The sequence below is a fragment of the Methanoculleus thermophilus genome, from assembly GCF_001571405.1.
Classification (GTDB): Archaea; Halobacteriota; Methanomicrobia; order Methanomicrobiales; family Methanoculleaceae; genus Methanoculleus; species Methanoculleus thermophilus.
Genome location: NZ_BCNX01000004.1, coordinates 144,537 through 167,613, shown reverse-complemented (window position 1 = coordinate 167,613; position 23,077 = coordinate 144,537). Strand labels below are relative to the sequence as shown.

Here is a 23,077-nt window from a genome sequence, read left to right as displayed (position 1 = left end):
TTCTGATGGAGCGCTTTAACTGCGCAGCATCGGCGAGGTGAACCAGAGCCCCTGGAGCTGGTGCGACGGATCATCCTTCTTGAAGACAAACCTGAGCGCCACACCGTCCTCCTGCTCGAACTTCGCCCGGTAAGTCACGGCGACGAACTCGCCGGTCTCCGTGACAACGGGATCGCTCCGGGACTCATAGAGCCCAATCCGGGACGTTACGAACTCGCGGTTCTCTTCAAACGCGGCTTCATTGAGAGCCTGCCGCATCTCCGGGCCGAAGTCACGGGAGTACTTCGTGTAGTTATGCTCATTGAAGCCCTGCATGAGGTTGTCGGCGACCGGGTCGGCATAGGCGAGCACCGCTGCCGCCTCCTCCCCAGAGACCACGGTCTCCTGGCCCATGCAGCCGCACGCCAGGACCAGAGCGAAGACCACGAGGACGACGATGAGTGGGATCTGAGAACGATTCATGCTAAAATGTCGAACCGGCAGGAGATGAATGTAGGGATCGGGTTGTCGAGGGGAGGATGTAACGGTTAGCGAAACGGTACAAAGATAAGGCCGTCGCCGTCCACTCATGCAGTCTGGTGAACGCCGCGCGCCGCCGGGATACCACAGGAGATATCTGGTCAGGGGAGGTACGCGAGGGTTTCACCCCAGGATCTTGTATGCCCCGCGGGGCACGAGCATCTCAAACCGTGCTCCTTTCCCGGGCTCACCCGTCTCAGCGATGTTGATCCCGGTGATCGCGAGGATTTCCCGGATCAGGAAGAGGCCAAGACCCGTGTTCTTCCCGACGCCCCGCTGGAAGATCCGCTCCTTCTCCTCGACAGGAATACCTACGCCGTCGTCCTCCCAGATGAGGGTGAGGTCCCCGTTCTCCTCCAGGCGATACCGGACGCGGACCCCGGTCGCCGACTCACCGTGCCGGAGCGTGTTGTCCATCAGGTTGGCAAAGACCGTCTCAAGCATCGGATCCGCGTAGATGACCAGGTCACGAGTTTCATCGTCAACCGGCAAATCCTGGTGCACTGCCGACCGGATCAGATCCGAAACACGCTGCCACTCCGGCGACCGGACGCCGAGATCCGTGTAGTCCCTGGTGAACTCGATCTGGCGGTGTATCCGGCCGGCGGCGCCCTTCACCCGGGCAAGATACTCCGAGATGTTCTGTCCTGCCCCGGTCTCCTCCGCAATCCAGAGATTGCCGAGAAGGATCGTCAGCTGGTTCAGGATATCGTGCCGGGTGATGCTGCTCATCAGATTGAGTTTCCTATTCGCGATGGCGAGGCTGTTCGTCTGCCGGGCAAGTTCCCTGGCATGATATTCGATCTCCCTCTCCATCGCTTTACGTTCCGTGATATCCTGGACGGTGAACGTCACGCCCCAGGAGAAGTGCATCGGGTCGAGAGGTGTTATGGAGAGGAGCACATCGATGATCGCGCCGTCTTTGCGCCGGAACCGGGTCTCAAGCGTACACTTCCCAGTCACCTCAACCCGGGCATGCATCTGCTGCAAAGCAGACTCATACACTGTGTCGTCCGGGCAAAGCAACTGTACGTGCTGGCCGATGAGTTCATCGCGGGTGTAACCTAAGATCTCGCAGAGTCGGCCGTTAACCTCCGTCATGACTCCGTCCACAGCCATACCTATGCCAGTGGGAGCGGCACGGAAGATGCTCTCCATCTTCTCCGCGGTCTTCCGCAACCTCTCCTCGGCCTCCTTTTGGTCCGTGATATCCTGCCACCCGCCGTATAACCGTATCTCGCCGTCCGCGGTATCGGTGCAGTTGGCCGAGACACGGAGCCACCGGACCCGACTATCCCGGCGGACAATTCGGATCTCAAAGAGCGACGACGTTCCCGGGGGGAGCCGGAGAGTCTCGCGCTCAAAGATTGGCATATCATCCGGGTGGATGATCTTCCTCCAGCACCGCATCGCGAGGATCTCGTCCTCGGTATACCCGGTGATCTCGTGCACCGCTCCGGCAACCCAGTCGAACCTGTAATTGCCCGAATGCTTGAGGACACAGGAATATACGACGTCAGAGATGCTCTCGGAGATCCGCCGGTAGCGTTCTTCGCTTGCCTGGAGCTGGCGCTGACTCTCGGCGAGGTCGTCGAAGCTTGACCGGAGTTCCTTCTCGACGACGGCGAGCTGCTCGTATGCCACCTGGAGTTTCTCGTGCTGGGACCGCAGCTCGAGTTCGGCGAGTTTGAGTTCCGTGATGTCGTGCACCATCCCAACGGAGCGGACGATCTGGCCGGATTCGTCCCGCTGGTGTTCGCACCGTTCAACGAGATACCGGACCTCCCCGGTGTCCTTGCGGATGATCCGATGCTTGACCTCGTAGCCGGCCTTCGCCTCCGCGACCGAGGTAGAATAAGCAGCATCGACCGCGGCCCGATCGTCCGGGTGGACCATTGCGAGGAACTCCTCATAGGTCGGCGGTTTTCCGGGATCGAGACCAAAGATGCGGTAGACCTCGTCCGACCAGATCAGACGTCGGGACTCGTGGTCGAACTCCCAGCTGCCGAGATGGGCAAGTTTCTGCGCCTTATGCAGCATCTCTTCGCCCTTGCGGACTGCGGCCTCCGCCCTTTGCCTTCCAGCCAGCTGCCGAACAGCGTTTGCGAGTTCCGCGAACTGCGCCCCCGGATTACCGCCCTTCTGGATATAGAAGTCAGCGCCGCTGTTCAGCGCCTCGATCACCACCTCCTCGCGCCCCTTCCCGGTGAAGATGATGAAGGGCACCCGGGACCCCGCCTCCCGGACCCGCTTTAAGAGTTCGATGCCGTTCATCTCCGGCATCTGGTAATCCGAGACGACCGCGTCGTAGCGACCGGAGAGGATCATGTGGAGTGCCTCGTGCGGGCTTGCGGTGACATCGACGGTGATGCCGCCTGCCTGTTCAAGGTAGAAACGGCCGATATCGAGAAGTCCCTCCTCGTCGTCGACGTAGAGGATGCGATAGGGATTGGTGACGGTCTGCACAGTTGCCTTATTAAAAGAGATGTATAGTATAAAAAATATTTCGTATGTGAAGCGCCCAATTAGTTTGGATTATTGATTTACAACCAGTTAAAAAAGGTGATTTTATTCAAAAACGGATTATGCTCCGGCAACGATATCGGGCAGTCATTACCCATGAAAACACGGCCATGACCTTGGGGATCGGCATTCCCGGGTTGGGAGTGCCAGGGTTGGCATAATCGAGGCCGGTTATCGCACCCTCGCGATCATCTCAATCTCGACCCTAGCACCTCGTGGGAGAGCGGAGATCTCTACCGTCGACCGAACGGGGAAGGGTTCCTCGAAGTACGCGGCGTAGACGGCGTTGACCGTCTCAAAGTTCGCGAGGTCCGGTAAGTAGATCCTGGTCTGCACGGCGTCCGAGAAGTCGAGGCCTGCTTCGAGGAGCACGGCCCAGGGGTTCTCCATGGCCTGCCTCGCTTCACCTTCGACGGTATCTAGGAGGGTGCCGGTTGCCGGGTCGAGCCCGATCTGGCCTGACATGAAGAGATAGCCCCCGCACGGCACGGCCTGGCTGTACTGCCCGAACCGAGAGGGGCAATGCGGAAAACAATGAGGATTGTACAGGTCTTTGGCGATACGAGAGGGAGAAAAGGATTAATTGCGCCAAACAGAATGTAGTACTCATGAAGGTCATTGGCATTGCATCCAGTCCTCGAAAAGGGGGGAACAGCCAGACGCTGGTCGAGCACATTCTTTCCGGCGCACGGGAAGCCGGAGCGACGACTGAGCTGGTACGGCTTTGCGACCTTGATATCCAGCCCTGCAAGGGATGTAACACCTGTAAAACCGGGCAACCCTGCGTCATACAGGATGATATGGGGGAGCTCTACGAGAAGCTGGCCGACGCCGATGCTGTCGTCTTCGGCTCCCCAGTCTACTGGTTCCGGCTGAACGCACAGGCTTACCCGTTCATTGACCGGTTTTACGCATACTTAAAACCGGATTTCACCACCGACTTCCCGAAGGGCAAGAAGTTCGTGACTGCGTTTACCTGTGGGGGCGTCGGTCCCGAGGTCTTAAACCCGCTCAACGATTACCTGAAGAATGTCTTCTCATTCCTGGGATTTGTCGATGCAGGGTTCATCTGGCAGGGCCAGTGCTACCAGCTCGACGACCTCGCGAAATATCCCGAGAAGATTGAAGAGGCAAAGGCGCTGGGGCGGTCGCTGATTCAATAATTCTTTTTTTTGGTTTTGAGGTCAGCCCGGGAATGACCGAGCGGCATGCTTTTTAGATGGATGGTGACCGCAACGGCAGGATAGTGACCCACGAGTGGGCTGGAACTCAGTACTTTTCAAATAAAGGCTGCTGTTGGTTTGATCATTAACACAAGGAGCAACGGTTTTGTAGGTCTTTCTCTTCAGATGTGGTCGATCCCCGACAAGAGGGTTCCAGCAGAGTCGAAAAAACAAGTAATCACCGGATATCTTGACCCACGATATCGGGAACACCGAGAACGTCTCGAACCTCTATACAGAGATGAACATCGATCGTGCAATTCGGGGAGAGTCGATCACTTCCGCGAAGAAGAACTGAAGCCCCGTCCAACAGGATGAGTAGGTAGCGAGCTCGACCCTCTGTGTCTTGGGACGGCCATAGATAGGTGCTTGCGGAGTCCTGTGGCAGGGGGTCCACGATAACCCAGCTGTGTAACTCGTTTAACGACGCTAATCAAGAATGTCGCTGGAGGTCGAAGAGAGACGAGATATCTAAGAGACAACTTTCACCCCAGCCGCTTGTTTACATTCCCCGGTTACTCCATACGGCACACTGGGTGTTTCGGATTGTCTCTCTAAACGGGTACGGATTAACAAAAGTTGCTCGTATTGGAGTCATTGTTGCAGTTCAAGTAATCCTACTATCAGTTATGTTTGACCTAAAGAGCATTTCAACTTGGAGAGCATCTGCTCCGCCCTAACCGTATAACGACCAGTGAAATCAAGGGCTTTCACGTAGTCACAACACTCACTCGCCAGAAGGAACTGCTCTTTCCGAAGTTGAGGATTATGCAACCGCATTCCCCGTTCATAATAGGCACGGGCCATATACCAATAACTTTGCGCCATGGATTTCCATATATGAGCCTGTTGAAACGCCTCGATAGCTTCGGAATACTCTCCCCCTTTCAGCAGCAACCAACCTTTTGCACACAGGTATTCCGATCGTACCTCGTGCGATGCTGTTGGGTTTGAGATCTTTTGTATTAACGGTTCAGCGGCGTCGAGGTGCCTTTGTGCAGCCCCTATGCCATCTGATTTGCACAATTCAGTCATGATCGCACATCGAATATGACAAAGAGCCCTAAGAGCGCAGGTGCATATGCCATCCTCCAGGAAATCCTCAACTTCCGGCAGGAGGGAATTTCCGTAGAGGGAGTCATCAAGACAGAGGAATTTCTCCAAACTGTGATGTACGCGCTTAAAATGGAACGAACTGCTCGCAAACATTCCCATACCAAGATGCGCTTCACCGAGGTGAAATGTGGTTTTAATTGAAGCAATATCGGCTGGATCTACGGTTTTGAAGACCGCTTCTGCTGTTTCGAAGAATGTTCGCGCTTCGTTGTAAGAGCCCATGATCAAGGAAGACTTTCCAAGCCAGTAGTGCATTTTTGCATAATCTCTATCGCCGCTCTCATGGAAATCCAGAGCCATTTTGAAGTACTTAAATGCCTCCGATAGAAGTTCCCGCTTTTCGTTAGGGTCGTGAGAACGCTGTGCACGCAGCAGGTTTACCTGGCCTATGCGAAAATAAACTTCAGGTTGTTCCGGATCGCACTGAAGTGCAAAGTAGTACTCTTCAACACACCGGTCGAGATCGTTGATACCGTAAAACCCCTGTCCTCTGCGCAGATGAGCATAGAAGCACCTCGGATCGAGCGATAAACCATTATCTGCGGCAGTAATCGCTTTAAGATAGTCCTTCTGCCGGATCTGGGCATGAGACAGAGACGCATGGATGGAATTCTTTCGAACTCTCTCAGGATACGTCGACTTCAACATGTCAAGAGACTTTTGAAACATCTGTTCGACAAGAACCGGCTTACCGCACTTTAGTAAGAAAACCCCGTGTATACGATACCACTCTCCCATCAGCCAATTTTCAAAGATTGATTTGAGGTTTGAATCCACATTTGGCTCCTCACCTGACTCATCTCGCATAAAATCGAGTGAAGGGAGAACGAATTCGTTAGATGCATCAAGTGCTCTGGCATATTCCAGAAACTTAAGTGCTTTATCAACTAACCAGATAACCTCCCAGCATCTCTGGCTTTCTGGACGTTCTTTACAGTCCTTATGATCCTCAATGATTCGATACAGATGAAATGGTTTTTCGACCTCAATATAATTCAAGATCTGCTTGAGCGCGTAATTACGTTTGTCAAGGAAATCCTGTTTCTGCTCATTCCGTTTACTCTGAGAGATATTCTCTCTATCAGATGTACAACCGTTCAAACCGGAGCATTTCACACGACCTTCCGAGCCGCTCTTTTGGGCGTTATCGATATCATCGAGCAACTTGCTATACGCCAGAGCAAGATATACCCAGGCAGACGTAAGAGTGCAATCAATCGATACTGCATTCCTAAAATACCTGGCTGCGATATCTGGACGATCCGCGGTGAGATATACAACCCCTATACCAAGATGAGGATTTGCTTTTGAAGGTTTCAGATCCAAGGCCTGCCGATACATCCTTATCAGAATATGGGATAGCAACCAGAAAGATAGATGATCTATCCAAGTCAGGTCATTTACCCTTCCAAGATTTCCTAATTGTGAATGGGTCTTTATCTCGATACATTTCTGTTGAAGCGTATACGCAAAGTTATTCAGACATTTGTACGTCAGATCTTTAGTCACCTCGAACTCCCTGGCAGACCTATCCTGACTGGGCAGCAGAGAGGCTTTTATGAAACGCTTGCGTAAACACCCCCAGGACTGTTGCACCGCAGTACGGCGATATCGTATCGCATTCTCCAGATCGTCGACACCACACCTCTCGGTCAGAACTGTATCCAAGGAACAGCCTCGATCTAAGTCCAAGCACTTATCGGTGATACAACATCTAAGACGATATGCGAACCCTTTCAACTCATAGGCTTCCGGGTTAGGCCACTGGAGCGACAAACAGACATCGCAGAGTTCGATTACGCGGCATAAATCACAATAGACGCTTCGAAGTTGTTCCTTACCAAGGCCATTTTCTTTGTTGATCTCTCCCTTCGAGAGAACCTCATATGCCTCCTGAAAGTAGTTCAGTGCCAAGGCATAATATGAGTTCTCATCATTCGGATTTGCTTGGAGGCTTGAGATAAAAGCCCTCTCAGCCGCCTGCCATTTCTTCTGCTCGTAGTAGATAACCCCAAGATTATAATACGCCTTATGGTACCTTTTATCCTCGGAAAGAGCCTCAATAAACTTTTTTTCGGCTCGCCTTAACCCAACAACACGATAGTGCGGCTTCGTTTTACTGTGGAGGTATTCTTCAAGACCTTGATTAAAACTCCGGACTGCCTTCCACTCGTGGGAGCCTTTCAATTCCATAGATGCGAACATTTTACATGCCAATTCCTGAATCATGCTGTCAAGAACCGGGGCAGCCGGAAGAGTAGCATTTCCAGCCTTTTCCGGGCCCGTAACGGTCCAACTGAGTTGCTCTTTTGGGCCGATCTTGTGGACGACCAGTTGCAATCGGTTGTCCTCCTCAAAAAGAAACCCAACTACCCGTACACCTTTCATAAACGACGATATGATCCCCCGGATCAGGCCCATAGGAATGTTGACCGGCCCCACGGTCAGCGATTGGCTGACTTGAGATGCAGTCTGCATATTATCCGGCGTTTCGACTATAATTCGAGGAGGCTGGGGTCGCATACCGGGCGAACCAGACACTGAGTACATTGATTCCGCTATGTTATGGTATAGGGTGCAGATCCGGTCCAGTTCAACTACCAGCCTGTCATTGAGATCCTCGGCAAGAGGAGGGGACCCCTTCGGATTACGCCCAGGAGCTCTCTTGCGGAAATCCTTGAACTCATCAATGGCCACGTTCGTCGAAGCGGTTCTCGCATAGCGGATGAATTCAACGAGCAGGTAAGCAAGTAAAATGATCCCGCATAATTCAAGGAGCGTAATCGGGGTAAAATCTCGAATCCATACAAGTACGCCAGAAGGCATCCAGACCAGATTTCCCGCGAGGATATCGGCTACCGAAACTAAATTTAAACTAAATATCAGGTAATGGAAGAACAGGGCAATTGTTACGATTAAAAGAAGGGTTAAAAAGCGCCAATTAAGTAATGTGTATATTTTTTGGCAGAACCATTTGACAATACGGCTGGAGGCATACTCCAAGCCCCGAAAATAGGCCGCAATCAGCATGGGGAGTAACCCCAGAAGGAACTTTACCCCCTTCCAATTCATCTGCCCTCCAGACCCTAGTTAGCAGATATTGCCCCCACATCAAACGAGGCCACATCAAAAGGGTCTCACCCTATCCCATCTGGCAGCATCCTCTATGACCACATCCTGAACCCCCTCATCTAATGGAGTAGATATACTTTACTCTTGGACCACCGGAGGGGCCGCAGCATGTATACCAACTGCCCAAAAACCCGTTAGTGGTCTGCATGGAGTCTTGAACACAACGATCTTCTTTCAACCTCCAGATTGGGAGGCACCCTTTGAGGTATATCACGATTCCAGAAGACTTACAGTCTTGACGCTCCACACAACTTACCCAAACGATTTATCATATCCGAATCACTGCGACGTGCCCTCTTCTCCTGTACCGGCCGATGCCCTCGTCGTCAAACCGGCAGTCAATGTTCACCGAGACATCCGGGAAGAAATATGCATTGCCCTTCTTGTCGCGGCCGGCGCGCGTAGAGTTACCGAGGGAATGAACCGCTGGTTCAACAAGGCAGCCGAGTACCAGGGGACGGAATCTGCATGGTGTTATGTCATATTCCTCAAGACCAGAGAACTGGCGCACCACCCTCACCGGGAAGAAGCGGGAGCTTGACTTTGCAACGCCGTCCCACGAGATCGACTGCCAGGACTCCGCGAGATGCGCCGGAAGATACTTGCGATTCCGTATACTGAGTGAGAAAGGACGGGGTTCTCAAAGGGAACGCTCCGCTTATGAAGCGGAACACCAAGGGCGGGAAACCGTTTACGCTGAGCAAACATGGGATAGAGGGATTGGAGCAATGAGGCGTGCCGTAATTCCCATAGGTATCTAGAGTCGCGAGGAGATCAGCGGGCACAGGCATCTGAAACGTTCACCGCCTTTCGTTCAAGTATAACCATATCAATCAGCAGGGAGTCAAAAATTGAATGATTCTATCTCGCCCCTGCGGCCGGTTTCATCCCGGACTCCATGGATGTATCAGGGACCGCCTCGCCCTTGATGAATGCGAGCAGATCCGCATTGATCTGGTCTTTGTGGGTTGAACAGATGCCGTGCGGAGCGCCCGGGTATACTTTGAGGATGGCACCTCTGATTATCTTGGATGAAAGCATTGCAGAGACTCCGATGGGTACTATCTGATCGTCTTCGCCGTGGATAATGAGGGTCGGGACATCGAACTTTTTGAGGTCTTCCGTAAAATCGGTCTCGGAGAAGGCCTTGATGCATTCGTACACGGCATTATGTCCGGCCATCATGCTCTGAAGCCAGAACGTGTCACGAAGACCCTGCGAGACTCTGGAACCCGGCCGATTGGCACCATAAAACGGGGAACTGAAGTCCTTGAAGAACTGCGAACGGTCGGCGAGGACGGCAGCGCGGATCTCATCGAAGGTCTCTCGTGGTATCCCGCCGGGATTGGCAGCCGTTTTCAGCAGAAAAGGCGGCACCGCGTCGATCAACACCACTTTCGCCACACGATCCGTGCCGTGGCGACCGATGTAACGGGCGACTTCGCCACCCCCTGTGGAATGGCCGACGTGGATCGCATCCCCAAGATCGAGCGCTTCGACCAGGGTCGCGAGGTCATCCGCGTAGGTGTCCATGTCGTTCCCGTTCCAGGGCTGGTCAGATCGTCCATGACCGCGGCGATCATGGGCAATGCAACGATATCCATGTTCTGCCAGGAAGAACATCTGGTCCTCCCAGGCATCCGAACTCAGCGGCCAGCCATGACTGAAGACCACCGGCTGTCCGCTTCCCCAATCCTTATAGTAAATCTGGGTGTTATCTTTCATCCTGATAGTAGGCATCGTACTCACCGTCCTGGTTGCATTATTTCATCCGGCTCCAGTGCCGGGACAGTCAGCCAATGGCGCTGGAAGGTCTCTTGTCCGCCTCCGATGAGAAGCCCCTCTTATCCCAAACAGACCTTTGATGCTTAAGACAGAAGATCCTCCTGGTAGGCAGACCCCAGGTAACTGTTCATTATAAATAGGTTTCGCAGGCGATAGGCGAGCCGAATCCGGAATTGATATTCCTTGCGAACGATGAACTGTCAATTTTTGGCCCTGTTGAACCCCCATGTTGACAAGGGCGGGTTTTCGTTATACTTCCAATACAAGAGGGCAGGCTCACTTCCTCCTGGAGGAATCATAACAAGTGAAGACCTTATCCCGGAAATGATCGTGACTCACGACGGTTCACAGTTTTCAGCCACCATCCGCGATCAGGGGGAGGGAACGGGGGAAATCACCTTTCTCAGAGGATTTCGTGATGACCTCAAGAATACAACCCCTCTACAATCCGTTAGAACGGAACAACAGAGCCGTGTACTCTTTAGATGGACGGGTGACCACAATAGTAGGATAGTGCCCCATGCATGGATTGGTTTCAATGGTGGAGGGGTAACAAATTTTGTTCAAATAACCATAGCCCATTTACGGGATGCGAGGGGTGGGATTCGAACCCACGGACCCCTTCGGGACCGGATCTTAAGTCCGGCGCCTTTGGCCAGGCTTAGCTACCCTCGCTCAAAGGATCCTGTACCTATTGTCAACCGAAGGTATTAAGTCCGACGCCCGGCGGGGTCTCTGGCGAAGATCAAGTCCGGCAACCTCCCCCGCCATAACCCCGGAGCCGGAGGTGATCTGAAGGCCGAGCACGGATGATTGGAGACGCGTCCCGAAGCGGCTCGGCCCTCTTAGAGGCTACAATCAGGCATCTTCGCCCGATGACGCGGTATCCCTCGCGCGCCCGGCTTCGCGCAGTTTCTCATTCCAGCCTCCGGACCACCCTCGCCAGCCGGTGCATCCCCTCGACGATCTCCTCCTCACACGCCGCCGAGAAGTTCAGCCGGATCGTATCCTCTCCCCCGCCGTCGACGTAGAACGGCACCCCGGGAAGGACCGCGACGCCCTCCTTGATTCCCTCGTAGAAGACCTCCATCGACGAGAGACCGTCCGGCAGGGTCGCGGTCATGAACATCCCGCCCTCAGGCGTGGTGTGGGTCATCCCCGGCGGCATCAGGTCGTCGAGGAGGTCGCAGACCAGCCGGCAGCGCTCCCCGTAGACCGCCGCAACGCGGCGGACATGGGCGTCGAGATCGTGTGTCACGAGATAGCGGTGGAGGATCACCTGGGAGAGGAAGTTCGAGTGAAGGTCGGCCGCCTGTTTTGCAACGTTGAATTCCTGAAGGATCGGCTCCGGCGCATAGATCCAGCCTATCCGCATCCCGGGGGCGACGATCTTGGAAAACGACCCGGTCATCACCGTCTGTTCCGGCAGATAACGCTTCACCGGCAGCCGCGGCCTCCCGTCGAAGAAGAGTTCCCCGAAAGCGTCGTCCTCGTAGAAGACCGTATCCGTCCCATCCAGGATCTCCGCGATACCGCGGCGTTTATCCTGCGAATACGTCCTCCCCGAGGGGTTCTGAGAGTTAGGGATACCGTAGAAGAACTTCGGCGCATAGTCCCGGACGAGCGATGCAAACGCCGCAAGGTCCGGCCCATCCTCCTCGAGCGGGACTGCGTGGAACACCGGTTCGTAGAGAGAGAAGGCCTCGATCGCCCCGAGATAGCCGGGCCGCTCCATCCCGACGGCGTCGCCCGGGTCAAGGAAGATCTTTGCGACGAGATCCAGGCACTGCTGTGAGCCGTTCACGATCTGGATCTCCTCTGGTCTCGCCGGAAGACCAAGTCGCTGCCGATAGCGGTCGGCGATGAACTCCCGGAGCGGCAGGTAGCCATCCGTCGTCGTGTACTGCAGGGCTTTGCTGCCCATCTCATCAAAGACCTCACAGGCCGCCTCCCGGATCCCGGCAACATCGATGTAGGCCGAGGCCGGCAGACCGCCGGCAAACGTTATCACCCCGGGCGCTCCCGAGACCCGGAAGAGTTCGTCGAGGAACGACTCAGGAATCCGTCCCATCCGACCAGCGAACCGGTAACTCATGATGAAGGTTTGGGCGTATAGAGAGAAAAATGCCGGGGATTTCGCCCTACTGGAGGGCGATGTAGAGGAAGACCGAGAGCAGAAACGCAAGGACGAGGATCATGAAACTAATGGGTGCGATGAACGCAAGCATTGCATTCACGGTGCTTGCAAGCTGCGAGACCCGCTGCGACCCAAAGACGACGATCCCCTCGCACGAGGCCGTCGCCGCCCCGACTCGGGCGGCCGCAAGATCGGCGACCGCTTCGGTGACCGCTCTCTCCACATATGGGACGATCTCCTCCACCGGCACCCTGTAGCCGACCGGGTTCTTGCCGCTGACGGTGTTCACCGTGTGGGTATCGGTGGTCATGATCTCGGCCTCATCGACGTGGGCGAGCGCCACGGAGAGCAGGCGCTCCCGAACACCCGGGGCCATGTTGTTCCCGTCGATCAGGACATAGGCCGCCCGCCTCCCGCCGACCTCGGTCGCCAGCACCTGCACCCCGAGCGACCCAAACCCCTGCTCGCGGGTGAACGGGACCCGGACGTGGGAGACCCCAACCGCGAGCGGCCCACAGGGGATATCCTTTGCGACCCGGAACCCCTCTCGAGCTGCGGCGATGTACTCCGTCGCGACCCGTGTTGCCGGGAGGACAGGGGACTCCACACTGATCATACAGTTGTGGGCGTCCACGAAAGCGACCTCTGAGAAGGCGCACCGCCCTTCGGCCATGATGGCAAGGCCTATCGAGTAATCGAGATCCTCCGTCCGCTCAGGTGAGCGGGTGCTCACCATCAGGAGGGCATCCCCGAACCGCTGGCAGAGGATCGATACCGATCCCGCTCTGACCCTGACCGGGGGGCTCGCAGTCCCGGTGAAGGTGACATCCTTTCGGGACGCATCAACGGCGCGGGCGATCTTCGTGATCTCGCTCTCCGAGACCAGGTTGAAGTCGTGCGTGGCGCAACCGTGGGCGACCAGCGTCTCCTCGGGGAACGTGTCATGGAGGATTCGGGGGAGGTTGCCGCCGCCGACGTCGCCCATCGGGCCGGGGTGGACGTTCGGGACCGTAAAAAGGACGTCCTTTCCCGACTCCCGGGAGAAGAAGAGCGAGACCTGCGGGACATAGACCTCCTCGCCGATCTCCCGGAAGAAGTCCTCCATATTCTTTGAGCCGTCGGTCAGGTGGGCGATGAAGGTATTGAGGAAGTTAAGCCCGCTGATCTGAAAAGCGCGCTTTAGCGGCCGCTCGATGAGCCAGATCAGGAAGACGAAGATCAGACCGAAGACTACCTGGAGGAGGAGGGCATAGGGGACGAATCCTGGATCAAAGAGCCAGGCACCTACCGCTATCCCTGCAGCCCCCTGAAGAAACGCAGGGGGAACCATCCGGCCTACCCGGTAGTCGGCCACGGCAACAAGGACCAGCAGCCGGAGGCCGGAGGTCAGGCCGAGTGCGACCGCGTAGAGGGAGGGGAGGATGCCGCGACCGAACACCAGAATCGGCGAGAGGCTCAGGATAACCGAGAGAACCGTACAGGTCAGCGCAAGAAGAGCCGAGCGGTTCCAGGTTATCAGTCGGCCGGATGCCTGCACCAGCGGAACTGTCAGCAGGAATGCGATCAGTGCCGGGACCGAGAAGCCGAGGGTGCCGAGCAGGAAGAACTCGTTCCCCGCCCGGTAGGTGGCGGCATCGATGATGAAGCCGAGCACAACGATGAGCGCAAGTGAACGCGGCCAGGAGGGGGCCGAGAAGATGTATCGGGTAAGCCCCTCGACGCGCACATCGGGGCCGGAGTCCATCAGCCGCCCCCCGCTGCCGCTCTCATACCGGGGGCAGGAGCCGGCACGATTGCGCCGGCAAACTGTGTAACATACCCCATAACTCAGTTAAATGTTTCTCCGATCTCGCCAAAGACCTTCCGATACCGTTCGAGCATTTTGTCCCAGTCCGGGAGGTTCGTCTGAGTGCCGGCCTTCTCAACGACGAAGGATGATACTACCGCCCCCACACGGCAGCAGTCGAGCGGCGCGTAACCCCTCGCAAACGCCACAAGGAACCCGGCCCGATAGCCGTCGCCGGCCCCGGTGGGATCGACGGCGTTCACCTTGACGGCCGGAATATGGTGCTCCTCGCCGTCCATGCAGAGGAGGCTCCCCTCTGCCCCGCGGGTCGTGACCACCATCGGGACCGATGCGACAAGCGCCTCCCGCTCCAGCCCCAGCATATCGCACATCCGGTCCATCTCGTGATTGTTTGAGAAGAGGATATCGATATTCGCAAGGATGATCTCAAGTTGATCGGGGGTATACCGGAGAAGGTCCTGACCCGGGTCGAAGGAGGCGAACTTGCTCTTCTGGGCTACCCGGACATTGTAATCGGGGTCGGCCGTCGCCATATGGACAAAGTCGAGAGCGGGAGGTTCGGCCTTGGCAAACGCTACTGACGCGCCCCACTCAAAGAAGGTCTCCTGGTCGCCGTCATCGTCCGTAAAGACATACGCGGTCGCGGTGCGGGCGTCTTTGACCAGGATAAAGTCCTGCATGATCCCGAGATTGTGCATCCAGAGGTCGTAGTCGCTGCCCGGAAAGTCCCCGCCGACCGAGGAGACCAGCCGGCACCGCTCGCCAAGCGTCGCAATCCCGGCAGCGATGTTCGCCGCTCCGCCGCCGAAGTAGACGTCATGACCGATGATATAGGTCGAATTATGTCTTCCCGGGATCTTCGGGACCCGGAAGAGGTGATCAATGGCCGTATGCCCGACGACGGCTATCATATCTCCTGCACATCCTGAACCTTCAGCGGGACATCGCGCAGCGCTTTCCCGATGACCGACTTTGCAATCCTTGCTGCATGTTCCGCAGACTCCGCGCGGAAGACCTTCATCTGGAGCACAAGCCCAACCAGGGCGGTATTCGCCACGACCAGAGCGGTGTTCAGTTCTCCCTCACAGTAAGGGCAGGCGACCATCCCCGCCTCGATCTCAACAAACTTTGCCGAGGGGTTGAGCCGTTTCCCCGCCTCGCTGATTGCGATGCTCACGGCATCGTCCATGGATTTAACATCCTTAATTATCCACGCTGACTCAAGCGTAACCAAATAATCCGGCATAATCTCTCCAATGTAGTTCCTACCAGGTCTCACGGTGCAGGTGCTCATTCACCGGCATCCGCTCCATGGGCTCGAGCGGTGGCGTCCCCCTGCCCACAGAGAGAAGCGCGACCGGCCGGACGTGTTGCGGAAGACCAAGGATCTCGCGGATATCGTCGTCGCTGAACGCCCCTGTCCAGCATGAGTGCAGACCCCGGGCGTGTGCGGCGAGCATCATATACGTACAGGCAATGGTGGCGTCCTCGAGTGCATAGAGGATTCCTCGCTCCCCATAGTGCGACATAGACCGAACGTAGTTTGCGCAGACCACAAAGATCGCAGGCGCATCCTGGATCTGCTGCTGTTCAAAGGCCGCAAGTGCAAGATCCATCCGGAGATCCTCATCGGTGACGAGAACAACGTCCCAGGACTCACGGTTGCCGGCGCTCGGCGCCGTACTCGCACAGGCAAGGATATACTCGATATCCTCCGGTTCGAGCGGCTCTGCGGAGTAACTCCGGACCGACGACCGCGTCTTTAGAAAGTGAAGGAGATCAGATGAGTTCATGCTCTTTGAGCGTCTCCCACGCGGCCTGGGCTGCAGTTGTAACGGCGCTGACGGCTCGGCCCATCCTCTCTGAAGCAGTGCCGAGTTCCATGCTCTCGGTCAGGCTGATCGCTTCGTTGAGGTGGTCGATGGCTTTCTTAAACTCGCCATTCCCGGTATCGCCATAAGCAAAATCGAGTTCCGAGCGAATAGACTCGAGCACCATCAAAAGCATCCGCTTCCCACCGGGTTTCTCCTGGATTGGGAACTGGATCAGGGCAGTCATCAACTGCGATCCGACAACCAGCTCAGATTTCGCCCGTTCGGCGAACTGATAGGTCTTGATGGCGGTTTTGAGATCCATACCACATACTGGAACTCGCAAGTATAAAAAGTATTGAAGGAGAAGAGGAGACCCAATTATCTCGATTTCTGCTTGGTTCCGAGAGCCGACACTTTGGCGCGCCGTATGCACCGGCGTACCCGCACGTCCATAGTGGGGGCACTACCTCTGCCGCGCCCGCTCCCGCTTGCGCTCCGGCCACGTCCACCCCGGCCACCGCGCCGCGGGTCCTGCCCATCTCTGCTTGTCCGCTTGTAGATGTCCGCCGCAGGCTTGAACCGCTGGTTCGGACCGGGCTTCTTCACTTCGCCTTCACTTGCAGGGACGAGCCGTATCTGTCCCTTCACGCCCTTAACCTGGGCCCATAGAACGCTTCCTGTCTTTCCCATGATAAAACTCCTTTATATTTATGAGCAGACCCGTTGATAAAAGTTACCGGGAGCCGGCCAGGGCCGGTCCCGATAGAGAGCAAATGCAGATCAGGAGAGCAACTGCTTTAGCTCTCGTCGAAGGATCTCGCTGACGACTTTTCCATCCACGCTTCCCCGGAGTTCCTGCATGACGACACCCATCAGGGGGCCAAGCGCGCCCATGCCCCTCTCGCGGGCAAACTCCTGCCGTTCGGTTACGATACGATGAACGATCGCCTCAACATCGGCCTGCGAGACTGCAGGACTCACCTTCTCGATAGCCGCATTCACCCGTTCTTCCGGTCCCCCAACCGCACCGTCTGCCGTCCGCGCGAGTTCGGTGATGAGATCCGGGATCGCCTCCTTTGCAGCCCGACCGGCCTCGACCGCCACGAGAAGGGCAAGGAGTTCGCCCTCGCTCACCCGATCGACGGCAACGCCGTCGCGGGCAAGCTCGCGGCAGGTGGCAAGGAGTGTCCTGGCCGCGAGGGTGGGACGGACACCGGCGGCGACCGCTTTCTCGAAGAGCGGCAGTCTCTCGGAGAACGCCACCTGCCGTGCCAGAGCCTCATCAAGCCCGAACTCGCGGACGAACCGGGCGGCCCGGTCGGTGAGGAGTTCAGGGACCTTGATGCTCTCCCAGCGGTCCGCATCGATCGTGACCGCAAAGACATCGGTCTCGGGGTACATCCGGGCGGCTCCCGGGAGCGGGCGCATGTAAGCTGTACTTCCACCCTCAAGCATCTTCCGAGTCTCCTCGGGAACCCCGGAGAGAGCCATCTCCGCGCGGATCAGCACCTGCTCGATCGCACAGCCGGCACGCTCCCGCCCGGCCGCCACGATGACGACCGCGTCGTTCTCCCCGGCACCGACGAACTCGCGCAGGCGTGCCACCTCTTCTGCCGTGACGCCATAGGCTGGGAGCTCGTCGGTGTGGAAGATCCCTCCGACCCCGCACTTCTTCGCGTAGTCCGACATCTCGCTTCCAAGACGGCGGCCGGGCTGGATCTCCCGTCCGACCAGTCCTGCAAACCCACAGAGTTTGACTGCGAGGATGGCCTTCGCCTTCTTCAAGATAGAAGATTTCGTTTCGGCAAAGATGGAAGTGACGTCGATGACGTTGTGGTCTACCCGGGCGCCCCGCTTTACGAGTTCGTCGCGGATGGCAAGGAGGTTTGTCTGCCGCTGCACCTCACGGCGGACCACCTCGGCGATGAGATCGAGGTCCTGGACACCCTTGATCTCCACCCGGGCGCCGTCCGCGATCGAGACGTTGATGTCCTGCCGGATCGTCCCAAGCCCCCGTTTCACCCGGCCGGTCGAGCGGAGGACCATCCCGATGTACTCGGCAACCTCGGCGACGGCCTCAGGCGTGTGCATGCAGGGTGCGGTGGTGATCTCAACGAGCGGGATCCCGAGGCGGTCAAGAGAGAAGGTCTCATCCTTCACCCGCTGGGCCGCCTCCTCCTCAAGGCAGATCGTCTCGATCCGGCAGCCGTTAGGAAGAGCCCCGGAGAGCGCTACGAGGGCCGTCCGCTGGAATCCGCTGGTGTTCGAGCCGTCGATGACGAGTTTCCGCATCGTGTGCACCTGCTCGACGGGCGTCATCCCGAGCATCTTTGCTATTGTAAGACAGATCTCGAGCGCCTCGGGGTTCATCGGGGCCGGGGGCTCCTCGTCGTGCTCCACCAGGCAGACTGTATCGTAGGTGTAGTAGCAGAACTTCCGCACAAGCCGCATCTCCTCACGTGCCGCCTGGTCGATCTCTCCAAGTTCGCTCTCCGTCGCCCGGAGGTAACGGTAGAACTCCCCGGTCCGCTCGTCAATATCCCGCAGACACGTGGGGCAGCGGCAGAAGAGTTTCTCGGCCGTATCGAGTTGCTGGTGGATCTCGATACCGGCCTTGAGCCCGAGTTCTTTGTAGTCCATTATAGCGACCTCCGCCGGATCTCACCCGCAAGATCGGTCTGCATGAGCAGACGTGCCTTCTCAGGATCGTTCTCATTCCCGAGCACCCACATCAGTTTCACGAGCGCCGCTTCAGGGAGCATATCCTCCCCCTCAACGACGCCGATGGCAAGAAGGTCTCTGCCTGTGTTGTAGACACGGTCGCAGACCCGGCCGTGCAGGCACTGGGAGGTCATGACGACGGTCGTCCCGCCATCGATCATCTCCTGGAGCGGGGCAATCCACTCTGTCGAAACATGTCCTAGCCCGGTCCCCGATATGACCAGTCCCGCATAGCCCTCAAAGGCATCAAGGACCGCAGGAGGCATTCCGGGATAGAAGTGGAGGAGAGCGCAGCGCTCCTCGAGCGCATCGTGGATCTCGAGGTTTTCTGCACCCCGCCGGACCGCCTCGTCCGAGAGGGTGACTGAGAGGGACGGGTAGTCGACGTAGCCAAGCGGCTCCATCCCGATGCTCAGGAAGGCGTCGCGCCGGGAGGTGTGCATCTTTCTTACCCGCGTCGCCCGATGGACGGCGCAGCGGTCATCGCTCGTCGTTGCGTGCATCACCACCGCCACTTCACCGAGGTCGCCGGTAGCGACCGCAGCGCTGCAGAGGGCGTTCATGGCGTTGTCGGAACTCGGGCGGTCGGCGGACCGCTGCGACCCGACAAAGACGATCGGCACCGGAGTCTTGAGCATGAACCTGACCGCTGCGGCCGAGTAGGTCATGGTATCGGTACCGTGAGTGACGATCACCCCGGCGGCGCCGGCCCGGATCTCCTCATAGATTGCCCGGGCAAGATCCTGCCAGAGGGCGGGGCGCATGTTCTCGGAGAGGATGTTTGCAATCTGGCGATCGCGATAGCGGGCAAGATCGCCGAGTTCCGGGATCGCCCGCAGGATATCGTTTGCCGAGAACTGGCTCATCACCGCCCCGGTCCGGTAGTCCACCCTGCTTGCGATCGTCCCGCCGGTGGAGATGATGGCGAGCTCCGGAAGGCCCGGGTTCTGGATGACCACCCCGGCGCCTGCCGGCGGTTGCGGAGCGGGTCGTTCGATCAGTTCTAGTTTTTCGGGGGATACTCCAATATTGTAGCCGCTCTTCAGTTTGATGACGGCCATTCCATCTCGTTCGGCAATGTAGGTCCCGGTGATCGTGACCGCACCCTTCGCGTAGCGCACCAGGTCTCCAGTCAGAAGCGTCTCCATTATGCTGCAAACCTCCGTGATTCAAGGATCAGGTCTCTAAAGGCGTTTGATAACGCCGCGTCGGTCTCCTCCACCCATGCCGCGTCGCGGGCAAGAAGGTCTTTCTGCTCGGAGAGTTGCACCGCGACCGCTGCGGGCGCCGGACCGCCGGTGATGCTGCGCAGCGCGACGGCATGGCGTGGGTCGAGCACCGTGGTGATCTTCTCCTCGGTCACCCCCAGCTCCACGACCGAGATGCCGGCAGCCTCCCGGGCGGCGGCATCGAGCGTGGCCAGATCGAGCGAGCCATACCTGACCGCCCGCCCTACGATCCGGTGGGCGGTGCGGAAGGGCAGTCCATACTCACGGACGAGAAGATCCGCGAGATCCGTTGCGGTAGAAAAGCCTCTTCCCGCCTCGGCCGCCATCCGCTCCGCATTGAAGGTCGCAGACCCGATCATACCAGAGAGGAGCGGGATGCTCTGCCGGGCGGCCTCCACTCCCCGCCAGAGGTGCGGGGTCAGTTCCTGGAGGTCGCGGTTGTAACTCATGGGGAGACCCTTTGTGATCGTGATCGCCGCGGCAAGCTCACCGGCAACCGTCCCGGCCTTCGCCCGCATGATCTCCGCCACATCCGGGTTCTTCTTCTGGGGCATGATCGAGGAGGAGGAGCAGTAGACGTCGTCGAGCTGGACGAACCCGACGAATGCAGTGCTCCAGAGGACAAGCTCCTCACAGAGGCGGCTCGCCGTCGTCATGCAGATGGCGGCATCGGAGAGCACCTCGATCGCAAAGTCACGAGTGGCAACCGCATCCATGCTGTTTGGCGCCGGGCGGGAGAAGCCGAGGAGCCTCGCGGTGTAGGCGCGGTCGAGCGGAAATCCGGTCGAGGCAAAGGCCGCGGAGCCGAGCGGCGATACATCCAACCGGGCGTATGCCTCCCGGAGCCGGGCCGTATCTCGCGAGAAAGCCTGCTCGTAGGCGAGAAGGTAGTGCGCCAGTGTCGTGGGCTGGGCGTGCTGGAGGTGGGTGAAGCCCGGCATCACCGTCTCGATATGGGCGGCGGCAACGTCGAGCAGGGTCCGCCGGAGTTCGGTGAGCGACCGCACGAGGGCGATGATCTCCTGTTTCAACCGAATCCGTATGCAGGTAGCGACTTCGTCGTTCCGCGACCTCCCCATGTGGAGGCGGCCGCCATAATCCTCCCCGACTCGGTCGATGAGGTAGGCCTCCTTGCCCGCGTGGACGTCCTCGAACTTCTCGTCGAACGCCTCCTTTGGGATACCATGATCGTGAAGATCGAGGAGCGCCGCCATCAGCGCCCGGGCCGGAGCCTCGTCGATGATCCCCTGCCGGCGAAGCCCGAGGAGGTGAGCCATATCCACGAGGAGATCCGCCTCTGCAATCCAGCGGTCGGCCTCCATCGATGCAAGGAAGTGCTCGATATCGCCCGAACGCTCGCCGGAGAGACGGCCCTGCCGAATCTGATCCGAACGCATTCTATCAACAATCCTGTCTGTACCGTTTGGCCGGAGAAGAGATTAAAACCACGCACGGGGTGAGGAAGGGGGGCGAGTGGAGGAGGGGCAGGTCCTCATCCGGGGGTGCGCAGTCCCGTGGCTGCGAACCTGATGGCATCTCTCAAGCGTTGAATCGTTTCAGCCGGCCGCATTTCGATAATGCGAGACCCATACAGGGGTTTTCACCGGTTTTTCATCTGGTGGTGCTTAAGCTCCGGTCCTTCGGACTATCGCAACTCGCACCCCCGGTGCTCGAACTCCGGTCCTTCGACCGTCGCACTCGAAAACCGCCATCCGTTCAGGACAACTTGAAACGTGCTGATACCTATATGGCTCCACCTGACACGGATTCCGTGGGGACATCACGCTTGGGGGTGGGGCTGACGGGGGGGAGCATCCCCCCTCCCCTGTCCCCTCCCCCCTATATTGTGATGCCCCCACGGTCCAGTGTATCGGGTTTTTCCCACCAGTTCCCGGCCCACGCCGGCAGCCAGCCATACGCAAGCATACCTCCCGACCGATTTCTACCACACAAATTGTCAACATAAGGAAAAATAAATTGCAGGATTTTCAACTATGGTATAATAATATTGTCAATTTTCGACAATACTATATACCCATAGCGTGAAGATTAGGCCATATACAGTTACTTTTAGGTGGAGACTCATGAGAGCAGTAACCGCAATTCTCCTGGCCGTGGCCCTGGTCGCGGCGTTCACGTTTGCTGCCGGGTGCACCGGAACCAGCGATGTAACGCACCTGCGCATCGGCTACCAGCCAAGCACCCACCAGGTCGCCCACACCACCGCGATGGAGAAGGGATGGTGGCAGGAAGACCTCGCGCCCTACGGTATTACGCAGGTGACCGACTACCAGTTCGGGACCGGTGCGCCCGAGATGCAGGCGATGCTTGCCGGCGACCTTGATATCGCCTACGTCGGCTCCGCCCCGTTCATCGCAGCCGTGAGCAGCGGACTTGATGCCAAGATCATTGCAGCGGTGCAGACCCAAGGGTCCGACCTCGTGCTCAGGAACGATGTGTCCTACTCGAGCCCTGCAGATCTCGTCGGCAAGAAGATAGCCACCTTCCCGCCGGGAACCATCCAGGACACCATCCTCCGGACCTGGCTTGAGGAGAACGGCGTCGACCCGGCAAGCGTCAACATCGTCCCCATGGACCCCGGCGCCGCAACCACCGCAATCTCCGCAGGCCAGGTCGACGGCGTCTTCCTTCCCCACCCGTCCCCATCCATCATCGCAGCGGAAGGCGTGGGAAGGACCGTCGTGCACTCGGGCGAGATGATGAAAGACCACGCCTGCTGTGTCCTCGTGGCGAGCGGTTCTCTGATCCGCGAGCACCCTGAGCTCGTCGAGCAGATCGTGAAGACGCACATCAGGGCGACGGAGTACAATTTTGAGCACCAGGACGAGGCCGCAGCCCTCTACTCGAACAAGACCGGTCAGAACGTCGAGACCGTGAAGGCATCCTTTGAGGAATGGGACGGCACCTGGACCGCTGATCCGAACGTCATTACTGAGTCGGTCGTCGAGTACACGAACCTCCAGTATGAACTTGGCTACATCAACAAACCCCTGACACAGGATGACCTCTTCGATCTCTCATTCTACGAGAAGGCTCAGGCGTAACTCCTA

Annotated in this window: 17 protein-coding genes and 1 tRNA gene; 2 read left to right on the top strand and 16 right to left on the bottom strand. The window is 57.7% G+C overall.

What is annotated here, in order from left to right; genetic code table 11:
• Positions 1 to 15: 15 nt before the first annotated feature.
• The 3 genes from MCUTH_RS02690 to MCUTH_RS02680 all read right to left on the bottom strand — a co-directional run bounded on the left by MCUTH_RS02690 (position 16) and on the right by MCUTH_RS02680 (position 3,591).
• Positions 16 to 462, bottom strand: coding sequence for a DUF3887 domain-containing protein (locus tag MCUTH_RS02690; RefSeq protein WP_169795891.1), 447 nt, complete (start codon positions 460 to 462; stop codon positions 16 to 18).
• A gap of 180 nt (positions 463 to 642) precedes the next feature.
• Positions 643 to 2,985 (bottom strand): PAS domain S-box protein, encoded by a 2,343-nt coding sequence (locus MCUTH_RS02685; RefSeq protein ID WP_066955152.1) that lies wholly within the window; start codon positions 2,983 to 2,985, stop codon positions 643 to 645.
• A 228-nt stretch (positions 2,986 to 3,213) separates the two neighbouring features.
• Entirely contained in the window at positions 3,214 to 3,591 is a 378-nt protein-coding gene (locus MCUTH_RS02680; protein WP_066955150.1) for a RidA family protein, read from the bottom strand.
• Between the two features lie 59 nt (positions 3,592 to 3,650).
• On the opposite strand from MCUTH_RS02680, the gene MCUTH_RS02675 reads away from it, so the two are divergent.
• Positions 3,651 to 4,205, top strand: coding sequence for a flavodoxin family protein (locus tag MCUTH_RS02675; protein WP_066955148.1), 555 nt, complete (start codon positions 3,651 to 3,653; stop codon positions 4,203 to 4,205).
• 687 nt (positions 4,206 to 4,892) lie between these two features.
• On the opposite strand, the gene MCUTH_RS02670 is transcribed toward MCUTH_RS02675, so the two are convergent.
• From MCUTH_RS02670 to argH, 13 genes are all read right to left on the bottom strand, one after another.
• Complete coding sequence (locus MCUTH_RS02670; RefSeq protein ID WP_161937563.1) at positions 4,893 to 8,411, bottom strand: tetratricopeptide repeat protein; 3,519 nt, start codon at positions 8,409 to 8,411, stop codon at positions 4,893 to 4,895.
• Between the two features lie 963 nt (positions 8,412 to 9,374).
• The gene (locus MCUTH_RS02665) at positions 9,375 to 10,238 is read right to left on the bottom strand and encodes an alpha/beta fold hydrolase (RefSeq protein WP_201784931.1); all 864 of its coding nucleotides are present in this window, start codon (positions 10,236 to 10,238) and stop codon (positions 9,375 to 9,377) included.
• Between the two features lie 650 nt (positions 10,239 to 10,888).
• Positions 10,889 to 10,973 (bottom strand) — tRNA-Leu (locus MCUTH_RS02660).
• Positions 10,974 to 11,214: 241 nt separating this feature from the next.
• On the bottom strand, positions 11,215 to 12,393 hold the full coding sequence (locus tag MCUTH_RS02655) for an aminotransferase-like domain-containing protein (RefSeq protein WP_066955139.1): 1,179 nt from the start codon (positions 12,391 to 12,393) through the stop codon (positions 11,215 to 11,217).
• Between the two features lie 46 nt (positions 12,394 to 12,439).
• Positions 12,440 to 14,179, bottom strand: coding sequence for a DUF2070 family protein (locus tag MCUTH_RS02650; protein WP_066955136.1), 1,740 nt, complete (start codon positions 14,177 to 14,179; stop codon positions 12,440 to 12,442).
• 83 nt (positions 14,180 to 14,262) lie between these two features.
• Positions 14,263 to 15,153 (bottom strand): carbohydrate kinase family protein, encoded by an 891-nt coding sequence (locus MCUTH_RS02645; RefSeq protein WP_066955134.1) that lies wholly within the window; start codon positions 15,151 to 15,153, stop codon positions 14,263 to 14,265.
• Positions 15,150 to 15,488 (bottom strand): DUF555 domain-containing protein, encoded by a 339-nt coding sequence (locus MCUTH_RS02640; RefSeq protein WP_066955131.1) that lies wholly within the window; start codon positions 15,486 to 15,488, stop codon positions 15,150 to 15,152. The genes MCUTH_RS02645 and MCUTH_RS02640 overlap by 4 nt, the downstream gene beginning before the upstream one ends.
• Before the next feature lie 19 nt (positions 15,489 to 15,507).
• Positions 15,508 to 16,035 carry a nitroreductase family protein gene (locus MCUTH_RS02635; RefSeq protein ID WP_066955128.1) on the bottom strand — a complete coding sequence of 176 codons (528 nt, stop codon included), beginning with the start codon at positions 16,033 to 16,035 and terminating at the stop codon, positions 15,508 to 15,510.
• Positions 16,022 to 16,378, bottom strand: a complete 357-nt coding sequence (locus MCUTH_RS02630; protein WP_066955125.1) for a hypothetical protein — start codon at positions 16,376 to 16,378, stop codon at positions 16,022 to 16,024. Before MCUTH_RS02630 ends, MCUTH_RS02635 begins: the two co-directional genes overlap by 14 nt.
• A 56-nt stretch (positions 16,379 to 16,434) precedes the next feature.
• Entirely contained in the window at positions 16,435 to 16,746 is a 312-nt protein-coding gene (locus MCUTH_RS11270) for a DUF5350 domain-containing protein (protein ID WP_083524730.1), read from the bottom strand.
• A gap of 90 nt (positions 16,747 to 16,836) precedes the next feature.
• Positions 16,837 to 18,696: a Glu-tRNA(Gln) amidotransferase subunit GatE gene (gene gatE / locus MCUTH_RS02625; protein ID WP_066955123.1), complete on the bottom strand. Its 1,860-nt coding sequence runs from the start codon at positions 18,694 to 18,696 to the stop codon at positions 16,837 to 16,839.
• On the bottom strand, positions 18,696 to 19,925 hold the full coding sequence (gene gatD / locus MCUTH_RS02620; RefSeq protein WP_066955120.1) for a Glu-tRNA(Gln) amidotransferase subunit GatD: 1,230 nt from the start codon (positions 19,923 to 19,925) through the stop codon (positions 18,696 to 18,698). Before gatD ends, gatE begins: the two co-directional genes overlap by 1 nt.
• Positions 19,925 to 21,403, bottom strand: a complete 1,479-nt coding sequence (gene argH / locus MCUTH_RS02615; protein WP_066955117.1) for an argininosuccinate lyase — start codon at positions 21,401 to 21,403, stop codon at positions 19,925 to 19,927. The genes gatD and argH overlap by 1 nt, the downstream gene beginning before the upstream one ends.
• A 687-nt stretch (positions 21,404 to 22,090) precedes the next feature.
• Between argH and MCUTH_RS02610 the strand changes: the two genes are divergently transcribed.
• Positions 22,091 to 23,071: an ABC transporter substrate-binding protein gene (locus tag MCUTH_RS02610; RefSeq protein WP_066955114.1), complete on the top strand. Its 981-nt coding sequence runs from the start codon at positions 22,091 to 22,093 to the stop codon at positions 23,069 to 23,071.
• Positions 23,072 to 23,077 lie beyond the last annotated feature (6 nt).

What these genes read in the sequence shown, in the direction of transcription:
- MCUTH_RS02645 (WP_066955134.1), bottom strand. Translation starts at nt 15,153, where the DNA reads ATGATAGCCGTCGTCGGGCATACGGCCATTGATCACCTCTTCCGGGTC.
- MCUTH_RS02640 (WP_066955131.1), bottom strand. Translation starts at nt 15,488, where the DNA reads ATGCCGGATTATTTGGTTACGCTTGAGTCAGCGTGGATAATTAAGGAT.
- MCUTH_RS02665 (WP_201784931.1), bottom strand. Translation starts at nt 10,238, where the DNA reads ATGAAAGATAACACCCAGATTTACTATAAGGATTGGGGAAGCGGACAG.
- MCUTH_RS02670 (WP_161937563.1), bottom strand. Translation starts at nt 8,411, where the DNA reads ATGCTGATTGCGGCCTATTTTCGGGGCTTGGAGTATGCCTCCAGCCGT.
- MCUTH_RS11270 (WP_083524730.1), bottom strand. Translation starts at nt 16,746, where the DNA reads ATGGGAAAGACAGGAAGCGTTCTATGGGCCCAGGTTAAGGGCGTGAAG.
- MCUTH_RS02655 (WP_066955139.1), bottom strand. Translation starts at nt 12,393, where the DNA reads ATGAGTTACCGGTTCGCTGGTCGGATGGGACGGATTCCTGAGTCGTTC.
- MCUTH_RS02650 (WP_066955136.1), bottom strand. Translation starts at nt 14,179, where the DNA reads ATGGACTCCGGCCCCGATGTGCGCGTCGAGGGGCTTACCCGATACATC.
- MCUTH_RS02610 (WP_066955114.1), top strand. Translation starts at nt 22,091, where the DNA reads ATGAGAGCAGTAACCGCAATTCTCCTGGCCGTGGCCCTGGTCGCGGCG.
- gatE (WP_066955123.1), bottom strand. Translation starts at nt 18,696, where the DNA reads ATGGACTACAAAGAACTCGGGCTCAAGGCCGGTATCGAGATCCACCAG.
- gatD (WP_066955120.1), bottom strand. Translation starts at nt 19,925, where the DNA reads ATGGAGACGCTTCTGACTGGAGACCTGGTGCGCTACGCGAAGGGTGCG.
- MCUTH_RS02675 (WP_066955148.1), top strand. Translation starts at nt 3,651, where the DNA reads ATGAAGGTCATTGGCATTGCATCCAGTCCTCGAAAAGGGGGGAACAGC.
- MCUTH_RS02630 (WP_066955125.1), bottom strand. Translation starts at nt 16,378, where the DNA reads ATGGATCTCAAAACCGCCATCAAGACCTATCAGTTCGCCGAACGGGCG.
- MCUTH_RS02690 (WP_169795891.1), bottom strand. Translation starts at nt 462, where the DNA reads ATGAATCGTTCTCAGATCCCACTCATCGTCGTCCTCGTGGTCTTCGCT.
- MCUTH_RS02635 (WP_066955128.1), bottom strand. Translation starts at nt 16,035, where the DNA reads ATGAACTCATCTGATCTCCTTCACTTTCTAAAGACGCGGTCGTCGGTC.
- argH (WP_066955117.1), bottom strand. Translation starts at nt 21,403, where the DNA reads ATGCGTTCGGATCAGATTCGGCAGGGCCGTCTCTCCGGCGAGCGTTCG.